Below are 19,454 nucleotides of genomic sequence, written 5' to 3'. Positions count from 1 at the left end.
AGAAGTACTCTCCGGGCGTTCAATCCAATCACATCAAACAGGCATCAGCCAAACTTTGGCAGAGCCCCCACCAAATCAAGCCCCGCCAGCACCATGGCCACAATGCCAAAGAGGAAGATCAGTGCCATTCTCACGGTCCCGCCCGGCACTTGGTAGCCACCCCCACCCCGTTGACGGCCAACCCAGGCCATCACTACCGGAGAGAGAATACAGAAAACAACCAGCACCAGCCCGGCGAAGCCAATGGCAGTAATAAAACCATTGGGCAGGAATACACCCAACAGAGTTGGCGGAATAAACGTGATGGCGGCTGTTTTTAACCGGCCCACAAAGCTGCTGTCGAAACCGAACAGGTCTGCAATGTAATCAAACAGACACAGGGCAACGCCCAGGAATGAGCTAGCCACCGCCATATTGGCAAACCACTGCAACACATTGGAGACTTTTACATTAAGACCAGACCCGGAAAGTGCGCCCAGCATATCCCCAATATTGCCTCCGGCAGCAATAATGGCCGGGAACGCCTCACGGGGCAGATTGCCAAAGAAACTGAACTGCCACAGGGCATAAAACGCCAGGGCCAGCAACGAGCCGGTCAAAAGGGCAAACCTTACCTGCTTGCCATCCTTATTGAGATAGCGGGTGATACTGGGCACAGCGGTCTGCATACCGAAACTGACGGTCAGAAAGCCCAACGCTCCGAAAGAGAACGGGGACACCTCGGCAAACGACAGGCCCGGCATCAGATTGTCAGAGGACGCATTGCCCAGTAAGCCACTGATACTCCAAAGAAAGGTGATCACCATTCCACCAATCAGCACCGTACTGACCCGGTCAACGGCACGGGTTCCGGTCATTACGATAGCGGAAAGCACCAGGGCAAAAACAAAGCTGGCCATCGGTGGAGAAAGAGAAACACCATCCACGGCTTCCAGAGAGTAAGTAATGATGGAACTACCGCCCGAAATGTAAGCGTAAGTCAGGATGTAACAGAGAAAGGCAACAGAAGCACCGTTAACAATACGACCAAAAGAACCAATGGTGCCCTCGGCAATAGAATCAAAACTCGCCCCCAAAGGAAAGCGCAGATTGGCTTCCAGCAGGTAGAGTGATGCGCTGTACATGCAATACCAGGTAAAGACCATCAGCAGCATTGAGTAACCAAACCAGAGACCGCTGGTGGCTACTGGCAGTGAAAAAATTCCGGCACCAATCGCGGTTCCGGCAACGATCACCGTTCCTCCAAGAACCGAACCCTGCTTCCCGGCAGAGCCCGCAGAACTTTCCGTTATAACTGCTTCAGGCATTCTTATTCCTACTGCTATGGGTCTATTTGCTTATCCAGCTCAGGGCTGTTTCCGGCTCAGGGCTGTTTCCGGCTCAAGGCTGTTTTCTAATAAGACACTAACTATTTAAATCTGTTCAATCATGGCTATTTCAGTAGCAGACAGCGTTTTCAGATAATTTGAACTGCGGGTTACTTTGGCGATACTCACCCCGATCCGCGCAGCTATCTCCCGTTGAGACTCTTTTCCCGAAATCAGGGCCCGCATAATGGCCAGCCTTGAGCCAATCGCTTCCCGTTCTTCTCGAGTCAGTAACACCGCCATAATTTCATGGAGCGCTTCCACATCCTGCTGGCTCTTCAGCAGTTTGATTACCTGAAACCAGGACTCAGTCTTCATGCCTTGTTCAATTTATCTCAGCCGCCCGTACTGCCGTAACAGTACAAAAGTACACTCGTTTCCGATATTACGGAAAACACTAAAAATCACAATCAAAATAATCAGAAATTCAGACCCCGGCCAAACAAATTTATGGTCGTTCGCAAAAAATAGAATTATTCGCACAAAAAAATGTCCAAGCACTCAACATTAAAACGAATTACCCAAAAGCGCTTGCGACCACCCCATGGAGACAAGCCGTTTCAACTTTAACAAGGTGTATTACCTGAATAACCAAGGCGACAATCCTGTGAAACAATTGATCAAAACCGTTATTTGTAAACTGATACTTGCCCTGTCAGCTTTGCCACTCACAGCCATTGCAGCAGAAAGCACTCAACCAATGGCAACCGGCGACCCTGCCGATTCATATCTCACAACCACCGGCTACACCCTTGAAAAGCATTCCAACGCCACCCCAGTCATTACCGCTCACTTTGACCACTGCAAGGGCAACCCCCTTGCCAGGCAAAAAAGAATGGCAAAAGGTATTCTCATTGGCAACGATCGAGTGCTTGCCCCGGCGGATTACTTTATCGACCCATGCTCTCCTCCCATTGTTTTACCTGAAAGCCCTCCTCAACTTTCAAACAACTTTTATTGCCACGACCAGCGAATCAAAAAAATCTCCCACCTTTCTCTTATTACACCGAGCCGCACAGAAAACGAAACCGATGAAACCTGGCAACCGGCCAGAGCGGCCACACCCAAAATCACCAGAGTGTTAAATGAATTACATTTTGACGGAACTTCAACGGTCGACGCCCTTCTATGCCACAGGGTCGAAAATGGCACTATCAACGTGGCACCAGCGGTAGCTGTTCTTTCTCTCAGTAAACGAGGCGTTAGTGCAATACCAACAGAAATAGCAACGGCTCAGCTATACGATAGCAGTGACAACAACGGGAGCGAGCTTCCTGTAACCTACAGCTCTTTACTCCTTAGAAACCATATGCACTTTCTAAACAATGAAACAACTGCCAGACCAGAATCACAAGAGATCAATCAGCTTATAGAAGCCGCCAGGCAATTACAGCTTGCCGAAGAAAGCAAAGGCAACACCCGTTTTGATGCTCAACCAGCTGCACTGATAACTTCCACCGATGACAGGCATTATCTGACTGCGCTGGTTAATGACTGGGAAATAATCGAGGAATTTCCCTCCCTATACGATCTCCCCGATTATGCCCAAAGACACCCCTATATCAGCAAACTCTGGAAAGGCTCCAGCCCATTGACAGGAACTATTAGCCATACTTTAGGCATGCAAAGCATTCCCAGCCTGACGGGTGCCGCGGGAGGCATTCTGGCCACCGTAGAAATCGCAAGTACGGCCATGCTTTTTTATATTATTGCCAGCTACCTCTCAACATCCCCTCACATCTATACCGTTATGAAAGCCGGGCTGGGCATCATTCTGGCCTCTGGATTTTATCGCTGGGCAACCTCGGAATATTAATTAACAAGATGCAGGACAACAAAAACAACTACATTTGATGAACTGCACCCTTAATCTTGTGGATCATTAGATGCCAGACAGAAGTATTACCGTGGGAATCATTTGTGGCGGTCCTTCCCCTGAAGCCAGTGTTTCAAGACTCTCTGCGGGTCGCATCAGCCCGCCCCTGGAGAAAAACTATCGGAAAGTAGTCACTCTTGAGCTGGACAAGATGCTGCCTGCCAACCTGACCCTCCACCAGGTCGATGTGGTTTTTCCCGTCGCCCACGGCCCCATGGGGGAGGATGGCTGCCTGCAGGGGCTTCTTGAGATTATGGGCATCCCTTATGTTGGCTCAACGGTCCTTGGAAGCGCCTGCGCCCTGGACAAAGTCGCTACCAAGCGTATTTTACAGGCTGCGGGCATCCCCATGGCGAAAGACTGTATCGTTTCCCGTGGAGACCCGCTAAACCGCTCCGTCAGCCAATGCATGGAAGCCCTCGGGGAGAAGGTGATTATCAAGCCCTTCGCCCAGGGCTCTGGTATCGGCATTCAGTTTGCCCGGGGCGAGCAAGAGCTGGAAGAACGACTTGGAAGCGGCTTTGAGAAAGATGAACAACTATTGGTGGAGACATTTATTCATGGCAGAGAAGTCACCGCCGGGGTACTTGAGCTGGATAGCCCACAAGTGCTGCCAACCACAGAAATCATCACGCCTGATAATGCCTGGTATGACTATACCCATCGCTACACACCGGGCCTGAGTGAACATATTATTCCCGCCCGTATTACGGATTATCAGCGAAAAAGAGTTCAGGAGATCGCTCTGCAAGCACACCAACTGCTTCGCTGCCGGGATATCAGCCGCTCCGATTTTATGGTTCCCGAAAACGGAGAGCCGATCTTTGCTGAAATCAATAATCTTCCCGGAATGACGCCCACCAGCCTGTTTCCCGATGGAGCAAGGCATGCCGGAATAGAGTTTGAGGAACTGATCTGCCGATTGATCGACAACGCCATGCTGAGAAAGGGGAAACTGTTTAATGGCAATGATTACTGGCCAATTCCCGAATTGAATGTGTCAAGTCAGTAAGCAGGCAATAGTGGAAACTCTCAGGCAGAGAACGTATGCAACTCCTGCACCGCTTTGGATCGTTTGCCATTCAAGGCTTCAGGTGTGACCCGGATCGATTCATCAATAACCGCATCAATCTTTTGCCGCTCTGCAACCGATGGTTTGGTCAACACATAGTTCACCACATCTTTGCTGTTGCCGGGATGGCTGATGCCAAGCCGAAGCCGTAAAAACTCACGACTGTTACCAAGGGAAGAGATAATATCTCTGAGACCGTTATGACCACCATGGCCGCCACCCTGCTTCAAGCGGCCAACGCCAGCGGGCAGGTCAAGCTCATCGTGAACCACAAGGATAGATTCAGGAGGGATTTTAAAGAAAGTCGCCATGGCAGCAACAGCCTGACCACTTCGATTCATAAAGGTTCCAGGATTGAGCAGGCGAACTTCCTGTCCGCCTATCAGCACCCTGGCAGTCATGCCAAAAAACTTCTTTTCTGGCTGCAAGATAGCACCGTAGCTTCTTGCTAACTGCTCAACGTACCAGAAGCCGGCATTATGGCGGGTATCTTCGTACTGTGACCCGGGATTTCCCAGACCCACAACCAGTCGAATCGACTCATTTGAGGGTAAAAGCTCCGAAGATTTTGCCATAACGCCTCCTTCTGCTTACTCTTCGCCAGCTTCTTCAGCAGATGCTTCTTCGTCAGAACCACCGCGAGTAGCCTGAACACTGGCAATGTCCAGATCCTGACCGTGAGCGATAACTTCAACGCCCGCAGGAATGGTCAGGTCGCTCAGGTGAACGTGGCCGCCCACTTCAACCTTGGCCATGTCAACTTCGATGAACTCTGGCAGGTCACCTGGCAGACACTTGATTTCCAGATCCACACGGTTGTGTACGATCGCACCACCCGCTTTCACACCGACACACTCTTCTTCATTGATGAAGTGCAGAGGAGCGTTGGTAGTGATCTCATGGTCCGCATCAACACGCAGGAAGTCCATGTGCATGGCGAACTCTTTAGCCGGATGACGCTGCAGGTCCTTCAGGATAGCCTGCTGCCTGGTGCCATCGACCGTCAGGGTCAGAACCTGAGAGTAGAAAGCTTCAACTTCCAGAACCTTACGGATGGCTTTACCTTCCAGAGTGATCTGTACCGGCTCAGCTTCACCACCGTAGATGATACCAGGCACCAGGTCAGCACGACGGAGGCGGCGGCTCGCACCTTTCCCGATATCCTTACGCGCTGTTGCGTTTAAAACGATTGCTTCAGACATGATAATCTCCAATAGACCTGCCGCCGCCTTGCGACCAGGCAGCGTCAGGCTGTTCAAACAGAACCCCCCAAAGGGATTCAAAGGTGCGATATCATACCGGCATGGCGCAAAAAAGCAAAATATGTTTCCCGCACCAGACTGGGTATTTACTGAAACATCGCACTAATGGATTCGGCATTACTGATACGACGCACAGACTCAGCCAGCAGAGTAGACATATCCAGCTGACGAATCTTATCCAGCGCCTGGGCCGCCGGACTCAGAGGAATGGTGTTGGTCACCACCAGCTCATCCAGCTGGGAGTTGGCAACATTTTCCAGGGCACGGCCAGAGAGGATCGGGTGAGTACAGTAGGCATAAACGGCTTTTGCTCCCTTCTCTTTCAGGGCAGCAGCGGCCTGACACAGGGTACCGGCCGTATCCACCATATCGTCAACAAGAATACAGGTGCGCCCGGACACATCACCGATGATATTCATGACTTCACTCTTGTTGGCCTCTGGACGGCGCTTATCGATAATAGCCAGGTCAGAGTTCAATCGCTTGGCCACGGCACGGGCACGAACGACACCCCCATGGTCCGGTGAAACCACCATCACATCACTGTAATTACGACGCTCAATATCGTCCAGAAGAATGGGTGAACCGTAGACGTTATCCACAGGGATATCGAAGAAGCCCTGAATCTGGTCCGCATGCAGGTCAACCGTTAACACACGATCCACACCCACACTGGCAATCATATCCGCCACCACTTTGGCACTGATCGGTACACGGCTGGAACGGGGGCGACGATCCTGACGGGCATAACCAAAATAAGGCAGAACGGCCGTTACACGAACCGCCGAAGAGCGACGCATGGCATCCGCCATTACCAGAAGCTCCATCAGGTTATCATTGGTCGGCGCACAGGTTGACTGGATGATGAATACATCCCGGCCACGGACATTTTCCTGGATTTCTACGGCGCACTCGCCATCACTGAAACGGCCAACGTAAGCCTTGCCAAGTGGGATATGCAGGTGATTGACAACTTTGTGAACCAAATCCGGATTTGAGCTGCCGGCAAACACCATCATTTTCGACACGGGAAATTACCTTGCTTGGGTACTGGGCGTAGGTGGAAAAATCGAGTAACGAGAGAGGGTTCAGGCAGGGCACTGCCTGAAAAATCAGCATCAGTAGATGACAGGAGACGACTTTCGGTGTGACGGAGAACACGGACAGAATACTGGCTGGGGTGGAGGGATTCGAACCCCCGCATGTCAGGATCAAAACCTGATGCCTTACCGCTTGGCGACACCCCAGTAAATCTCTTTATCAATCCGCGCACAATCCAGGCCGATTTATCGTAGTTAACACCAAAACAGTCTTGAGCGATAAACAAACAGATTACGCAGTAAGCGTAAAACCTGCCTGCTGCAAAGCCGTATGCAGGGGCGAACGATTAATGCCGCGCGCCACGAAGCTGTGTAGCTTTGATGTATCCTCTGCAATCTCAGGACGAGTGACGCTTTGAGTCAGTTCAGCCTGTGCCGTTAACGCCTGTTCACGACTGGCAAACCGGGCAAATACTGATGCCCCGGAACCACTCATCATGGCCCGCCCGATGCTTGAATCTGCGAGATTATCCAACAGAGAGAGCGTTTTATCAACCTCGGGATACAGTGAACGAACCAGAGGTTCGAAATCGTTTCGCCGCTGTTGCCTGTGATGCCGCTCCAGATAGTTACCCGGAGCCTGATCAAGGGCCGCCCCCTCTCGTTCAAGGACGTCGCGCACTGTAATTGGCAATGAATCTCTTGTCAATTCACTGTGGCCATACATCGCAGCGGTATTCACCTGAGCATTGGGAACCAGAACCAGAAACCACGCTTCCTGAAGCTCGATTGGAGTAAGAATTTCACCCACCCCTTCGGCAAAAGCGCTGTGCCCGCGCACAAACACCGGAACATCGGCCCCCAGTCTTAAACCAAGTGCCGCCAGCTGATCAATCGAAAGGCTCAGCCCCCACAAGGCATTAAGTCCTAACAGAGTGGTCGCGGCATTGGAACTACCACCACCAAGCCCTCCCCCCATGGGCAGCTGTTTATCAAGATGAATCTTTGCACCAAGACGACAACCGGTCTCCTGTTGCAGAAGACGGGCGGCCTTAACAATCAGATTATCCTCATGCTCCACTCCTTCAAGGTCAGTAACCAGCTCAATACCCGAATCACTGCTGGTGATAGTCAGCTGATCACCAAAATCCAGACATTGAAAAAGTGTTTGCAGATTATGATAGCCATCAGGTCTGCGGCCAGTGATATGCAGAAACAGGTTCAACTTGGCAGGGGCTGGCAACACTAATTCTGTCAGCATCCAGAATACTCCAAAAAAAACACCGTCATCATAATGGCTCAAAATGCCCAGGAAAGCATTAAGACAGAAGTACTCGAAGAAAAACATCCAACCTTGAACTTAACACCGGAAAACAAGGTCTGATTGATCACTTTTGACCCATCACTTAATTGCAAATCATTCACCCTGACTCAAACGAGGATGGTAATTATGGGCTATGACTTTCAGATGAAAGGGTATGGTGAAGATACTTTCGTCAATTGTTCCTATAACGTAACACCAATGTTTTGTGCTGCAAAACCAGGTACAGGAATACATGTTATCGAAGGCATGACAGGAAGCCGTGCGGTAAAGCCATTATTGGAAATTCGCAACTACATGGTCGAAAACAGGGCTGCAATGGAGGCCCTGAACCCACCAAATGGCTGTGGAAGCTACCACGATACCGTTTATAGAGTGTTAGACAGATTAATAACCATTTCTCAATACAACCCGGAAGGCATCTGGGAAATACTCTGACCCGGGAATGACCTCCCCACTTGCCACCATTAACATAGGCAAAAACTGACTGGCAGTATTAAAGCTGCCAGCTACTCACTATCAGACTCAATCGAACATCACCACGGCTTACAACCAGGCGGACAGGTAATCGCTGACTGCCACTCAATCCGTATTGCTGGTAAGCAACCACCCAACCCTGCTGTTCAATTTTGTCAGGGTATCCCAGGTTATTCAGCTGGACCCTGGCATCATCGCCAGGCACTGGCAACCCCCGAACCCAGTACTTCAGATTACTGACCGGAAACTGCCACCCGGTCAGCGAATACAGCAGCATCTCCGGTGACGGACCATAACGGGTTTCATCCGAGGCAGTGACCGACACACCCTGACGCCCCCCCGAGATACGAGCAATGGATGCACCCAGGGGGCCTTCCAGGGCCAACCTGTATTGATCACCTTGTTGTTGCCAGTCAAGCGACATCGTACCTGATTGCCCTGGAACCTTCATGTTAAGACGGCCGGTCATATCCCAGGCCTGAATCAACCCCAAACGTTCCTGGTGCCTCTGCCAGCGCTGTTCTCTCTCTTCGCCACTGACCTGCCTGCCCGAATCAACCGCTCGGGAAGCACAGCCGGCAAGGATGAAAACACACAGAACCAGTAAAATTCTCAAACCAGAAAAGTACTTTTCAACACCCATTCCCATATACACCAAGCTATTTTATGCGCACACACCGCAAAATCTTCTTCAGACCACTGAAGGCGTGGCATTTACTGTTAAAAAAATCACGGCGCAGTACTGACTGTTTCTGCCTGACTCATGGGATCACCCCCTGTGAGCCGCCCCATCGTATCCTTTAAAATCTGACTATCAGGGCTTTTCCGCAGCGCTTCCGCCCACAGAGACCGGGCAGCATCCTGCTCACCTTTCACCCAGAGCACCTCACCCAGGTGAGCAGCGATCTCCGCATCAGGAAACTGGCTGTATGCCATTCTCAAATACTTCTCTGCCTGATCCAGGTTCCCGAGACGAAACTGCACCCACCCCATGCTGTCCAGGATAGCCGGATCCTCGCTGTTCAAATCATAAGCCTGTAAAATCAGCGCTTCCGCTTCTTTAACCCGGTCGGTTCGATCAGCCAGGGTATAGCCCAGGGCATTCAATGCCGCAGCATTGTCAGGATCAAACGCCAGAATAGAACGCAGATCCTTCTCTAACCCCTCCAGATCATTCAGCTTTTCATAAACCATCGCTCTTGAATAGAGAAGATTGACCGATTCAGGGTTTGTTTTAAGTGCCCGTTCAAACAATATCAGCGCCTTGCCCAGCTGACGATCATTAACCAGAAGCTCTCCCTCCAACAGGAAAAGCGACTCCATCCGGGCAGGATGACGGCTTCTTGCTTCCCCCACATGGGTCAGCGCCTCCTCCAGTTTGTTCTGCCCAACCAACATCTGAGTCAGTGCCACCTGAGCCGCCATAAACTCCTTTCCGGGACCTACAGAAAGATAATGCTCTTTGGCAGCAGAATATTTTTCCTGCTTCTCACTCAAACGTCCAAGATAGTAATGGGCTGTATTGTTTCGCTCACCAAGGGCCAACAGCTGTTCAAAGTACTGCACAGCTTCCTGCTCCAGACCATTTTCTGAGGTGATAAGTGCCAGAGACAAGACAATATCACTCTCTCCGGGAGCCCTCTCAAGCAGAATTTCAAACTGCTTCCTTGCCAGGTCGAGCTTACCGGCATGAACAAGAACTCTGCCATATAACAAGCGCAGGCGGTTTTTCTCCGGGTGACGCCGAATCGCGTCAGCAAGCATAATTTCAGCTTCAGCATCCCGTTTCAATTTGTGTAAGGCCCGCCCTTTCACCATCATGGCAGGGACAAACCCGCGATCCTGCCGCAGAAGCTCATTAGCCAGAGTCAGTGCCGATTCAAACGCACCGGTCTGCTGACGCAAAATGGCTCTACCCAACTTCAGCACAGGATAATCCGGGTAAGCCTGAGACAATTGGTCAAACTGTTGGATAAGTTCAAGCTGGCTATCTGTAGCCAGCCGCCCCTGCTCGTTGCCAGCGGCACTGGCAAGCACATCAAAGGCCGGACTGCCCCCCAAAGAAAGTTGTTGACTCATCCGGGCAAAGGCCCGGTCATACTGACCGGCATACAGCAGCTCAAGAGCAGACCCATGCAGTGCATCCGGGTTTTCCGGCTCCAGTTCGACCCAGAGTAATGAAGCATCCAGCGCTGCCTGCCTTGCCCCTACATAAACGGCAACCTGGTAGGCTCTCCGGGCTACGCCAATATCTCTGGTTTTGTGTGCCTGTTTTAAATAATTGCCCAGCGCCAGATCATAACGCTGACGCTGGCCGCCAATCTCTGCCACCAGCAAATCATAAAGCGTCTCCGCGGCAAAAGGGGTAACAGGCTCATCAACCCCGGCCTGTGATTGACCGTTCGTTGCAGTTACAGCGCTATGATCCACTTGCTGAACATTCTTACTGGCACAACCCGCCAGGAAAACAGCAAAAACAAGCGTCAACTTTTTACAATATTTTCTGAAAACCTCAGCCCCGTTGATGAATAATTCAGCCCCGGCAATCGTTCTAATCATGGATGGTATGCCCTTTCCCCTGATTTCCATTAAAAAACGTGAAGAGAGTTTGCAGTTACACGCTTTCCATTGCAGAATTGATCGGCCGAAACACCCATCAATCCAGCAGCCCCGCTCCTGAGTGTGAACCTGATAACTGCGATTGAAGTATCGGACATGGTCATAAGTCAGAAAAAACATAAGCAGGATTTGCACAACACTCCAGCAATCAAGAGCTTTCCTGAAAGAAAGCCTTAAGCAGAAAATGTCAGGCCTTGCCCCCCTTCACCAGGGAATGCGCCTCTGAAAGCATTTTCAAATGAACAATTGAGCGACATAACTCCCTGCCCAGATGGCATTGAACGCCTTATAATCCGGGTACGGATATGTCAGCCAATCTATAGTAGCAGTGAACCTGGACAGCAACAGAGGTCTGATGGGGTATATTACCGCCGGTATCAATCACAGGACAGCACCAATCACATTGAGGGAACAGGTCGCCTTTTCTGCTGAGCAGCTGTCCGATGCGCTGCAAAGCGCCAGAATCCACACTGGTATTGAAGAAATTGCCATCCTGTCTACCTGCAACCGTACCGAAATCTACTGTGCTATTCACAGCTCCGGGGCCGAAACAGTCAGACAGTGCTACGACAAACTGATTGACTGGCTGAGCGGTTACCATCAGACCAACGGCAAATTACTATCAGAACACAGCTACCTCTTCCATGATGAACAGGCGGTCCGCCACCTGATGCGGGTTGCCTGTGGGCTTGACTCCATGGTGCTTGGCGAACCCCAGATTCTGGGACAACTAAAATCCGCATACGCCAGCGCACAGGAAGCCGACACCACCGGCCCTGGTCTGAATCGATTGTTTCAGCACAGCTTCACCACGGCCAAACAGATTCGCACAGAAACCGCTATCAACGCGCAGCCGGTATCCGTTGCCTATGCCGCTACCGGACTGGCCAGACAGATTTTTTCTGACCTTAGCGAAAATACGGCATTACTGATCGGAGCCGGCGAGACCATTGAACTGACCGCACGACACCTGTGCCAGCAGGGCGTTGCCAATATTATCGTGGCCAACCGTACCTTGGAGCGAGCCCGGCGCTTGACCGACATGTTTGGCGGAAAAGCCGTCCTGCTATCGGACCTGCCGCACATACTCCATGAAAGCGATATTGTTATCAGCTCCACCGCCAGCCCGGTACCGGTGCTCGGCAAAGGAACGGTTGAAAAGGCGCTGAAGCAGAGAAAACACAAACCCATGTTTATGGTGGATATTGCGGTTCCCCGGGACATTGAACCCGAGGTCAGTGATCTGGCTGATGTTTTTCTCTACACAGTGGATGACTTGCAGGATGCAATTGAAGACAATCTGCAAGAGCGCAAAAATGCAGCCCAACAGGCTGAACGCATGATTGAGGCCGATATCTTTGAGTTCATGACCCGCCTGCGTGCGCTGGATGCCGTCAGCCTGTTACGCAACTATCGCCAGAGCACCGAAGCGATCAGAGACCTGGAGCTTGAGAAAGCACTGCAATGGCTGGCCAGAGGCGGCAGTCCGGAAGAAGTACTGCAGCAATTTGCCCGCTCGCTGACCAACAAACTGATGCACCACCCCAGCGTACAGCTGAAAAGTGCTGCCGCAAAAGGGCAACATGAAAAGCTGGAGTGGGCCGAGAAACTTCTGGGCCTGAGCCCCAGTCGTCAATCCGATTCAACTCAGGATGCCTGATGGCATTCTGAATCCACCCTTATATAGACACCTTTTACAGACATCATGAAAGAGTCCATTCTCGTCAAACTGGAAAACCTCGGTGAGCGCTTCGAAGAGCTTTCCGCACTGTTGAGTGACCCCGGGGTTATTGGTAACCAGGATCAGTTCCGCAAGCTCTCCCAGGAATACGCTGAACTGGAACCGGTGGTTAAAGCCTACAAAGAGTATGACCAGGTACTCAGCGACAAAGCCGAAGCCGAAGCCATGATGGCGGAAGGCGACCCGGACATGACGGAACTGGCCCGCGAGGAACTGGCCAGTTGCGAACAACAGCTGCCAGCAATGGAACAGAATCTTGAAGTGCTGCTGTTACCCAAAGACCCAAGGGACGGCCTGAACACCTTTCTGGAAATCCGTGCCGGAACAGGCGGCGATGAGGCCGCCATTTTCGCCGGCGACCTGTTCAGAATGTACTCAAGGTACGCAGAAAAACGCGGCTGGCGAATTGAGGTGATCAGTGCCAGCGACGGTGAACACGGCGGCTATAAAGAGATTATCACCCGCGTTATTGGCAGCGACGTCTACGGTCGAATGAAGTTTGAGTCGGGAGCCCATCGCGTACAGCGGGTTCCTGAGACTGAATCCCAGGGCAGAATCCACACCTCTGCCTGCACCGTTGCCGTGATGCCGGAGCCCGATGAACAACAGGCGATTGAGATCCGTAAGGAAGACCTGCGCATCGATACCTACCGCTCATCAGGTGCCGGTGGTCAGCACGTCAACACCACCGACTCAGCCATTCGTATCACCCACCTGCCAAGCGGTATTGTGGTTGAATGCCAGGATGAGCGCTCACAGCACAAAAACAAGGCCAAAGCCATGACCTGGCTGGCGGCCAAACTCCAGGATGCCCAGGATGCCGCTGCCGCGAAAGAGATCAGTGATACCCGGAAAAGTCTGGTAGGCAGTGGTGACCGTTCTGAGCGTATTCGTACCTATAACTATCCCCAGGGGCGGGTCACCGACCATCGTATCAACCTTACTCTTTATAAATTGCTGGAAATCGTGGAAGGTGAACTGGACCCGGTTATTGACCCTCTGCTGCAGGAGCATCAGGCTGAGCTATTGGCCAGTCTGGCTGGCGAATAAGTCATGAGCAGCGCCCGAATTGACACCGCTCTGGCAGAAGCATCCCGCATGCTTTCTGCCAGCCCTACTCCCCGGCTTGATGCAGAACTGCTGCTGGCACATGTTCTCCACAAGCCTCGCAGTTATTTTTTCACCTGGCCTGAAGCGCTTCTGACCAGTGAACAGATGGCTCAGTTGGTAAAGCTCGTCGATCAACGAAAAGCAGGACATCCCATAGCCTATCTGATCGGGCAACGGGAGTTTTGGAGCTTGCAGTTAAAAGTTACCGAAGCCACCCTGATCCCAAGGCCAGACACCGAACTACTGGTTGAGCTGGCACTTGGCTTAGATAGCACGCCGGATCAAAACACCGAATCAACAATGAAAGTGGCCGACCTGGGAACCGGTACCGGCGCAATAGCCCTTGCCCTGGCAAAGGAACGGCCGAACTGGGAAGTTACCGCTATCGACAAAAGCCCGGACGCCCTGGCTGTTGCGGCAGAAAATGCGGTGATCAATGATATCCGGAATACCGTATTTATTGAGGGCTCATGGTGTTCACCACTGGCTGAAGGCTCAATGGATATGATCGTCAGCAACCCCCCCTACATTTGCAGCAATGACCCGCACCTGAAAGAGGGAGACGTTCGCTATGAACCCCTGTCAGCGCTGGTCTCTGGAGTGGATGGACTGGACGATATTCGTGTGATTGCCGAACACTCACTGCAAAGCCTGAAGCCCGGGGGATGGCTCCTGTTAGAACACGGCTATGACCAGGGCAGCCCTGTCCAGACAATCCTTTCCCGGGCAGGCTTCACACAAATTCGCACAGAAACCGATCTGGCCGGTCATGACCGCGTAACCCTTGCCCGCAAACCTGCGGCCTGAACTACCAATAACCCTATAGGCTTACTCCGTACTGCCGCCATAAGTAATAGCCCGTAATACCAAGCGGCATTCAGTGCAGATAAACTGAATGCTATTTTTTGCCCGCTGGACCAACGTACTTGTCAAGCAACAACTGGCATGAAATCCTTACGGAGATACTGGTGTAATCAATGGGCTACGGGCGGTTATAGCGGGCACCTGGAGAAAACATGTTTGCCAGACGATTTCATAGCTTCTTGCAGCAGGATTACGCCATTGGCGTACTGCTTTTTATTGCCTCGGCACTGGCGATGCTCGCTGCCAATACGTTTTTTGCAGAGTATTATGACTTACTGCTATCAACCCCCATCCGTTTTACCGCAGGCCCCCTGGATATCCACAAACCACTGCTGCTGTGGATTAATGATGGTCTGATGGCAGTTTTCTTCCTTTTGATCGGCCTCGAAGTTAAACGGGAAGTGCTTGCAGGGGAACTCAGTACTCCGGCTCAGGTTATACTGCCAGGTATTGGTGCCATCGGCGGAATGCTGGTACCGGCACTCTTCTATGTTGCTTTTAACTACTCAGACCCTATTGCCATTAAAGGCTGGGCAATCCCCGCCGCCACTGACATTGCCTTTGCCGTAGGCATTCTTGCCTTACTCGGTAAACGCGCACCCGCATCACTGATGACATTCCTTCTGGCCCTGGCCATCATTGATGATCTTGGTGCCATCATTATCATTGCCATTTTCTACACTGAAGAGCTATCTCTGATGTCCATGGGCATTGCCTCTGTCTTACTGGCAATCCTGGCTTTCTTCAACCATAGGGATGTTACCAGGATCGGACCTTACATGGTTGTCGGCGTATTGCTCTGGATCTGCGTGCTAAAGTCAGGCGTTCACGCTACGCTGGCTGGCGTGCTTCTGGCATTTACCATTCCATTGAAAACCGTTGACCGCAGCGGTCGATCACCGCTGAAAGCCCTGCAACACAACCTGCACAGCAGTGTTCATTATGTCATTTTGCCTATTTTTGCCTTTGCCAACGCCGGACTTGAACTGAATGCCGAACAGATCAAAAGCCTGTTTACCCCAATTCCCCTGGGGATTGTGGCCGGCCTCTTCCTGGGCAAACAGATTGGCGTATTCAGCTTCTGCTGGCTGGCGGTTAAATCCGGACTGGCCAAACTGCCCACCGGAACCAGCTGGCTCCAGATGTACGGCCTCTCTATACTCTGCGGTATTGGTTTTACCATGAGTCTGTTCATTGGCTCACTGGCCTTTGAAAACGTGAATACCAACTACCTGGTATCAGATCGCATCGGCGTACTGGCTGGCTCCATACTCTCCGCTGTCTTTGGCTTTATCACTCTTTACTGGGCCGGACGCAAACAGGCCTGAGCCTGTTTCCGGCCTCTGAACAGAGGCCGGAACTCTCAACCAACAAGAAATGACACCATTCTCACCAAAGTCTCTGCAAAGCTGTTAAACTCGCTGTCAATTAATCAATCCTGAAGTACTCCACCCATACGATCCAACCTGAACAATGAAAAGGAATTGGCGGTACTTCTGACAAATCATAGAGAGCTCTTTAGCCCATGGAAAACAGAGGCGTTTTGCTGGTTAATCTGGGGTCACCGGACAGCACATCTGTTGAAGATGTTCGAAACTATCTCAATGAGTTTTTGATGGACAAGCATGTGATTGACCTGCCATGGGTGATTCGCAGGCTTATCCTCAGCCTTTTTATCTTACCTTCCCGTCCGGCAAAATCCGCTGAAGCTTACAGCGCCATCTGGACTGAGCAGGGCTCACCACTCATTGTCAACAGCGAAAAGTGCGCGGAACAGCTCAGAGAGCGCACCAGCATCCCGATTGAGCTGGCCATGCGCTACGGCAAACCGGATATGGCAAAGGCCCTGAGCAATCTGGCAAAGCAACCGGGCATTGAAGAGATCCTGCTGTTCCCACTCTACCCACACTACGCCATGTCATCGGTAAAAACCGTGATTGAACGGGCCAAAAGCCTGATGCAGGAAATGGGCATCACCCTGCCGCTTCGCGTCCACCCGGTGTTCTATGATCACGATGGCTACATTGAGGCGCTGGTCGAAAGTGCAAAGCCCTGGCTGGAAAAAGAGTTTGATCACCTGGTGTTCAGCTACCACGGCGTACCAGAGCGCCACATTACAAAAGATGACCCAACCGGCAATCACTGCCTGAAAGATAAAAGCTGCTGCCAGAAAACCTCCATTGCCCACAAAACCTGCTATCGACATCAGGTATATCAGACAACAGAGGCCTTTGTTGAAAAAGCAGGCGTCCCGATCGATAAATACAGCGTTAGCTTCCAGTCCCGACTGGGAAAAGCCAAGTGGCTGGAGCCAAATACTCTGGATGTTCTCAAGCAACTGGCAGATCAAGGAGCCAGAAAAGTACTGGTTATCTGCCCTTCTTTTGTTTCTGACTGCCTGGAAACGCTGGAAGAAATCGGCATTGGGGCCAAAGAGGAGTTTATTAAAGCCGGGGGTGAGTCACTGGAACTCATTCCCTGCCTGAATGATCATCCAGCCTGGATAGACCTGTTGAAGCAATGGTCAGAACACCCTCTGACTCATTGATGATAAAAATGAGTGGGCATGAAACATGCCCACCACCCCATATCCATCTTGTATCCTGCAAACTCTGCCTTTATAGTACAACTACCTGGCCGATCTACGTATTTCCCTCAAGAGAAGGGCGCAATGAGTAGCGTGATAAACTGGCAAAGACTGTACGTTGATATCAAAAGTAATAATAAGACTTCTTACCAGGAGGGAGTTCTTCTCCTGCCTGAAACTTTCTTCGCTCCTGCTCGCCTGCTACTTCTACTACTGCCTTAGGGCATATTAATTACTATCTCCCCCAATACCCGGCCTTGATGGCCAAACCGCAAGACCACTGATAAAGCGGACTTGCCAGACAAGATTGCTGCGCAGACAAAACAAGTTACAGCAGCATAGCCAATAAGAAATTGACCAGCCTTTCGGACAGCAAAGGCAAGGGATACACCATGAACAACAATCAAGTTGTGATTTTTGATACCACCCTGCGCGATGGAGAGCAAAGCCCCGGCGCAGCCATGACCCGTGATGAAAAATTACGCATAGCCAGAACCCTGGAAAAACTGCGGGTAGATGTTATTGAAGCCGGTTTCGCCATGGCCAGCCCGGGTGACTTTGAAGCCGTCAAAGCCATTGCCACCAATATCACGGAAAGCACCGTATGCAGTCTCTCCAGGGCACTGGAAAAAGATATTGATCGGGCCGCCGAAGCCCTGAAACCAGCCAGACGGGGCCGGATTCATACCTTTATTGCCACCTCTCCCATCCATATGCAGCACAAATTGTGTATGAACCCGGACGATGTGATCAAACAGGCCGTATTTGCCGTCAAACGGGCCAGAAACCACATTGACGATGTTGAGTTTTCCTGTGAAGACGCCGGCCGTTCCGAAATAGATTTTTTGTGCCGTATTATTGAAGCAGCCATTGATGCCGGTGCCAGAACCATCAATATTCCAGATACCGTTGGCTACGCCCTGCCACACCAGTTTGGAGAAACCATCAAAACCCTGATGGAACGTATCCCAAACGCTGATAAAGCCATCTTCTCCGTTCACTGCCACAATGACCTTGGCCTGGCTGTAGCTAACTCACTGTCTGCCGTTGTGAACGGGGCACGTCAGGTTGAATGCACCATCAATGGATTAGGGGAAAGGGCGGGCAATGCCTCGCTTGAAGAGATTGTCATGGCCATTAAAACCCGGTCGGATTGTCTGGGAGTAACCACCGGTATTAACACCACTCAGATTGTACCGGCTTCACGACTGGTTTCCTCCATCACCGGCTTCCCGGTTCAACCCAACAAAGCCATCGTGGGAGCCAACGCCTTTGCCCACGAGTCTGGCATCCATCAGGATGGTGTACTGAAGCACCGGGAAACCTATGAAATCATGTCTGCCGAAGATGTCGGCTGGAATACCAACCGGCTGGTACTTGGTAAACTGTCTGGTCGCAATGCCTTCAAAACCCGAATGGAGGAACTGGGCATATCGTTCAGCAGCCAGGACGACCTGAATGATGCCTTCCAGCGTTTTAAAGTTCTGGCGGACAAAAAATCGGAAATCTACGACGATGACCTTCAGGCACTGGTGAGTGATGCCCGCAGCAGCAGCGAGCTGGTGGAGAAATATAAACTGATCGATCTGAATGCCAGCTCAAAAATTGGCAAAACACCGGAAGCAACACTCACCCTGGCAATCAACGGAAAACAGCAGACGGTATCCAGCAGCGGTGATGGTCCTGTTGACGCCATATTCAAAGCCATTGAAAAGCTGGCCAACTCCCGGGCCAGGCTGGCACTGTATAACGTCAGCGCCATTACAACGGGCACTGACTCCCAGGGTAAAGTCTCTGTCCGGCTTGAGGAAAATGGGCAGATTGTCAATGGCTCCGGGGCTGACACCGATATCGTCATTGCTTCCGCCAAAGCCTACATCCATGCCCTCAACCTGTTGGAAGCCGATATCACCAAAGCCAATCCACAAACCGGGGGAACGGTTTAATCAATTTGGTTTGATTAAAATGCCAACAGGATCTTTCAATGATATTATTGGCGTTTTAATCTTCCTTCTGCTCTTAACCTAGGAGGCTGTCCGAGAATAGCGCCCGTAGCGAGGATGGCAGAAAATTGAGGATAAAAATTTCGTTTTGTGAGGTGAATAGCGGGGCTATTTG

Annotated in this window: 17 protein-coding genes and 1 tRNA gene; 9 read left to right on the top strand and 9 right to left on the bottom strand. The window is 51.4% G+C overall.

The window, feature by feature from the left end; all coding sequences use genetic code 11:
* Nucleotides 1-44 precede the first annotated feature (44 nt).
* Both ACO6UY_RS03240 and trpR read right to left on the bottom strand, forming a co-directional pair.
* The gene (locus ACO6UY_RS03240) at nucleotides 45-1,307 is read right to left on the bottom strand and encodes an aromatic amino acid transport family protein (protein ID WP_422489036.1); all 1,263 of its coding nucleotides are present in this window, start codon (nucleotides 1,305-1,307) and stop codon (nucleotides 45-47) included.
* Nucleotides 1,308-1,412: 105 nt separating this feature from the next.
* Nucleotides 1,413-1,685 carry a trp operon repressor gene (gene trpR / locus ACO6UY_RS03235; RefSeq protein ID WP_422489035.1) on the bottom strand — a complete coding sequence of 91 codons (273 nt, stop codon included), beginning with the start codon at nucleotides 1,683-1,685 and terminating at the stop codon, nucleotides 1,413-1,415.
* Nucleotides 1,686-1,941: 256 nt separating this feature from the next.
* Between trpR and ACO6UY_RS03230 the strand changes: the two genes are divergently transcribed.
* Nucleotides 1,942-3,183 (top strand): hypothetical protein, encoded by a 1,242-nt coding sequence (locus ACO6UY_RS03230; RefSeq protein ID WP_422489033.1) that lies wholly within the window; start codon nucleotides 1,942-1,944, stop codon nucleotides 3,181-3,183.
* Between the two features lie 70 nt (nucleotides 3,184-3,253).
* The gene (locus tag ACO6UY_RS03225) at nucleotides 3,254-4,255 is read left to right on the top strand and encodes a D-alanine--D-alanine ligase family protein (protein ID WP_422449426.1); all 1,002 of its coding nucleotides are present in this window, start codon (nucleotides 3,254-3,256) and stop codon (nucleotides 4,253-4,255) included.
* 20 nt (nucleotides 4,256-4,275) lie between these two features.
* Here the strand turns inward: ACO6UY_RS03225 and pth are convergent, their stop codons facing one another.
* From pth to ispE, 5 genes are all read right to left on the bottom strand, one after another.
* Nucleotides 4,276-4,890 carry an aminoacyl-tRNA hydrolase gene (pth, locus tag ACO6UY_RS03220; protein ID WP_422449428.1) on the bottom strand — a complete coding sequence of 205 codons (615 nt, stop codon included), beginning with the start codon at nucleotides 4,888-4,890 and terminating at the stop codon, nucleotides 4,276-4,278.
* A 15-nt stretch (nucleotides 4,891-4,905) separates the two neighbouring features.
* The gene (locus tag ACO6UY_RS03215) at nucleotides 4,906-5,517 is read right to left on the bottom strand and encodes a 50S ribosomal protein L25/general stress protein Ctc (RefSeq protein ID WP_209200009.1); all 612 of its coding nucleotides are present in this window, start codon (nucleotides 5,515-5,517) and stop codon (nucleotides 4,906-4,908) included.
* A gap of 146 nt (nucleotides 5,518-5,663) precedes the next feature.
* Nucleotides 5,664-6,605: a ribose-phosphate pyrophosphokinase gene (locus ACO6UY_RS03210; RefSeq protein ID WP_209275601.1), complete on the bottom strand. Its 942-nt coding sequence runs from the start codon at nucleotides 6,603-6,605 to the stop codon at nucleotides 5,664-5,666.
* Between the two features lie 144 nt (nucleotides 6,606-6,749).
* Nucleotides 6,750-6,824, bottom strand: a tRNA-Gln gene (locus ACO6UY_RS03205).
* Between the two features lie 85 nt (nucleotides 6,825-6,909).
* Nucleotides 6,910-7,878 (bottom strand): 4-(cytidine 5'-diphospho)-2-C-methyl-D-erythritol kinase, encoded by a 969-nt coding sequence (gene ispE, locus ACO6UY_RS03200; RefSeq protein ID WP_422449430.1) that lies wholly within the window; start codon nucleotides 7,876-7,878, stop codon nucleotides 6,910-6,912.
* A 189-nt stretch (nucleotides 7,879-8,067) separates the two neighbouring features.
* On the opposite strand from ispE, the gene ACO6UY_RS03195 reads away from it, so the two are divergent.
* On the top strand, nucleotides 8,068-8,376 hold the full coding sequence (locus ACO6UY_RS03195) for a hypothetical protein (protein WP_422449432.1): 309 nt from the start codon (nucleotides 8,068-8,070) through the stop codon (nucleotides 8,374-8,376).
* Nucleotides 8,377-8,434: 58 nt separating this feature from the next.
* Here ACO6UY_RS03195 and lolB read toward each other — a convergent pair whose 3' ends face one another.
* Both lolB and ACO6UY_RS03185 read right to left on the bottom strand, forming a co-directional pair.
* Nucleotides 8,435-9,064 (bottom strand): lipoprotein insertase outer membrane protein LolB, encoded by a 630-nt coding sequence (lolB, locus tag ACO6UY_RS03190; protein ID WP_422489031.1) that lies wholly within the window; start codon nucleotides 9,062-9,064, stop codon nucleotides 8,435-8,437.
* 80 nt (nucleotides 9,065-9,144) lie between these two features.
* Entirely contained in the window at nucleotides 9,145-10,974 is a 1,830-nt protein-coding gene (locus ACO6UY_RS03185) for a tetratricopeptide repeat protein (RefSeq protein WP_422449436.1), read from the bottom strand.
* Between the two features lie 415 nt (nucleotides 10,975-11,389).
* Between ACO6UY_RS03185 and hemA the strand changes: the two genes are divergently transcribed.
* The 6 genes from hemA to ACO6UY_RS03155 all read left to right on the top strand — a co-directional run bounded on the left by hemA (nucleotide 11,390) and on the right by ACO6UY_RS03155 (nucleotide 19,282).
* A complete protein-coding gene (gene hemA, locus ACO6UY_RS03180; protein WP_422449438.1) occupies nucleotides 11,390-12,694 on the top strand; it encodes a glutamyl-tRNA reductase in 1,305 nt (434 codons plus the stop codon).
* Nucleotides 12,695-12,739: 45 nt separating this feature from the next.
* A complete protein-coding gene (gene prfA / locus ACO6UY_RS03175; RefSeq protein ID WP_422489030.1) occupies nucleotides 12,740-13,825 on the top strand; it encodes a peptide chain release factor 1 in 1,086 nt (361 codons plus the stop codon).
* 3 nt (nucleotides 13,826-13,828) lie between these two features.
* On the top strand, nucleotides 13,829-14,692 hold the full coding sequence (prmC, locus tag ACO6UY_RS03170) for a peptide chain release factor N(5)-glutamine methyltransferase (RefSeq protein WP_422489028.1): 864 nt from the start codon (nucleotides 13,829-13,831) through the stop codon (nucleotides 14,690-14,692).
* Nucleotides 14,693-14,901: 209 nt separating this feature from the next.
* Nucleotides 14,902-16,077 (top strand): Na+/H+ antiporter NhaA, encoded by a 1,176-nt coding sequence (gene nhaA / locus ACO6UY_RS03165; protein WP_422449444.1) that lies wholly within the window; start codon nucleotides 14,902-14,904, stop codon nucleotides 16,075-16,077.
* Between the two features lie 197 nt (nucleotides 16,078-16,274).
* A complete protein-coding gene (gene hemH / locus ACO6UY_RS03160; protein ID WP_422466015.1) occupies nucleotides 16,275-17,297 on the top strand; it encodes a ferrochelatase in 1,023 nt (340 codons plus the stop codon).
* A 431-nt stretch (nucleotides 17,298-17,728) separates the two neighbouring features.
* A complete protein-coding gene (locus tag ACO6UY_RS03155) occupies nucleotides 17,729-19,282 on the top strand; it encodes a 2-isopropylmalate synthase (protein ID WP_422466017.1) in 1,554 nt (517 codons plus the stop codon).
* Nucleotides 19,283-19,454: the final 172 nt, after the last annotated feature.

It is taken from the genome of Endozoicomonas sp. ALE010 (genome assembly GCF_049310165.1).
Lineage (GTDB): Bacteria > Pseudomonadota > Gammaproteobacteria > Pseudomonadales > Endozoicomonadaceae > Endozoicomonas.
The sequence above is the reverse complement of the archived record's forward strand: the minus strand, read 5'-3'. Positions and strand labels throughout refer to the sequence as shown.

Excerpts from the sequence above, each read along its gene's own strand:
- ACO6UY_RS03240 (WP_422489036.1), bottom strand. The coding sequence starts at position 1,307 with ATGCCTGAAGCAGTTATAACGGAAAGTTCTGCGGGCTCTGCCGGGAAG.
- trpR (WP_422489035.1), bottom strand. The coding sequence starts at position 1,685 with ATGAAGACTGAGTCCTGGTTTCAGGTAATCAAACTGCTGAAGAGCCAG.
- ACO6UY_RS03225 (WP_422449426.1), top strand. The coding sequence starts at position 3,254 with ATGCCAGACAGAAGTATTACCGTGGGAATCATTTGTGGCGGTCCTTCC.
- pth (WP_422449428.1), bottom strand. The coding sequence starts at position 4,890 with ATGGCAAAATCTTCGGAGCTTTTACCCTCAAATGAGTCGATTCGACTG.
- ACO6UY_RS03215 (WP_209200009.1), bottom strand. The coding sequence starts at position 5,517 with ATGTCTGAAGCAATCGTTTTAAACGCAACAGCGCGTAAGGATATCGGG.
- ispE (WP_422449430.1), bottom strand. The coding sequence starts at position 7,878 with ATGCTGACAGAATTAGTGTTGCCAGCCCCTGCCAAGTTGAACCTGTTT.
- ACO6UY_RS03195 (WP_422449432.1), top strand. The coding sequence starts at position 8,068 with ATGGGCTATGACTTTCAGATGAAAGGGTATGGTGAAGATACTTTCGTC.
- lolB (WP_422489031.1), bottom strand. The coding sequence starts at position 9,064 with ATGGGAATGGGTGTTGAAAAGTACTTTTCTGGTTTGAGAATTTTACTG.
- ACO6UY_RS03185 (WP_422449436.1), bottom strand. The coding sequence starts at position 10,974 with ATGATTAGAACGATTGCCGGGGCTGAATTATTCATCAACGGGGCTGAG.
- hemA (WP_422449438.1), top strand. The coding sequence starts at position 11,390 with ATGGGGTATATTACCGCCGGTATCAATCACAGGACAGCACCAATCACA.
- prfA (WP_422489030.1), top strand. The coding sequence starts at position 12,740 with ATGAAAGAGTCCATTCTCGTCAAACTGGAAAACCTCGGTGAGCGCTTC.
- prmC (WP_422489028.1), top strand. The coding sequence starts at position 13,829 with ATGAGCAGCGCCCGAATTGACACCGCTCTGGCAGAAGCATCCCGCATG.
- nhaA (WP_422449444.1), top strand. The coding sequence starts at position 14,902 with ATGTTTGCCAGACGATTTCATAGCTTCTTGCAGCAGGATTACGCCATT.
- hemH (WP_422466015.1), top strand. The coding sequence starts at position 16,275 with ATGGAAAACAGAGGCGTTTTGCTGGTTAATCTGGGGTCACCGGACAGC.
- ACO6UY_RS03155 (WP_422466017.1), top strand. The coding sequence starts at position 17,729 with ATGAACAACAATCAAGTTGTGATTTTTGATACCACCCTGCGCGATGGA.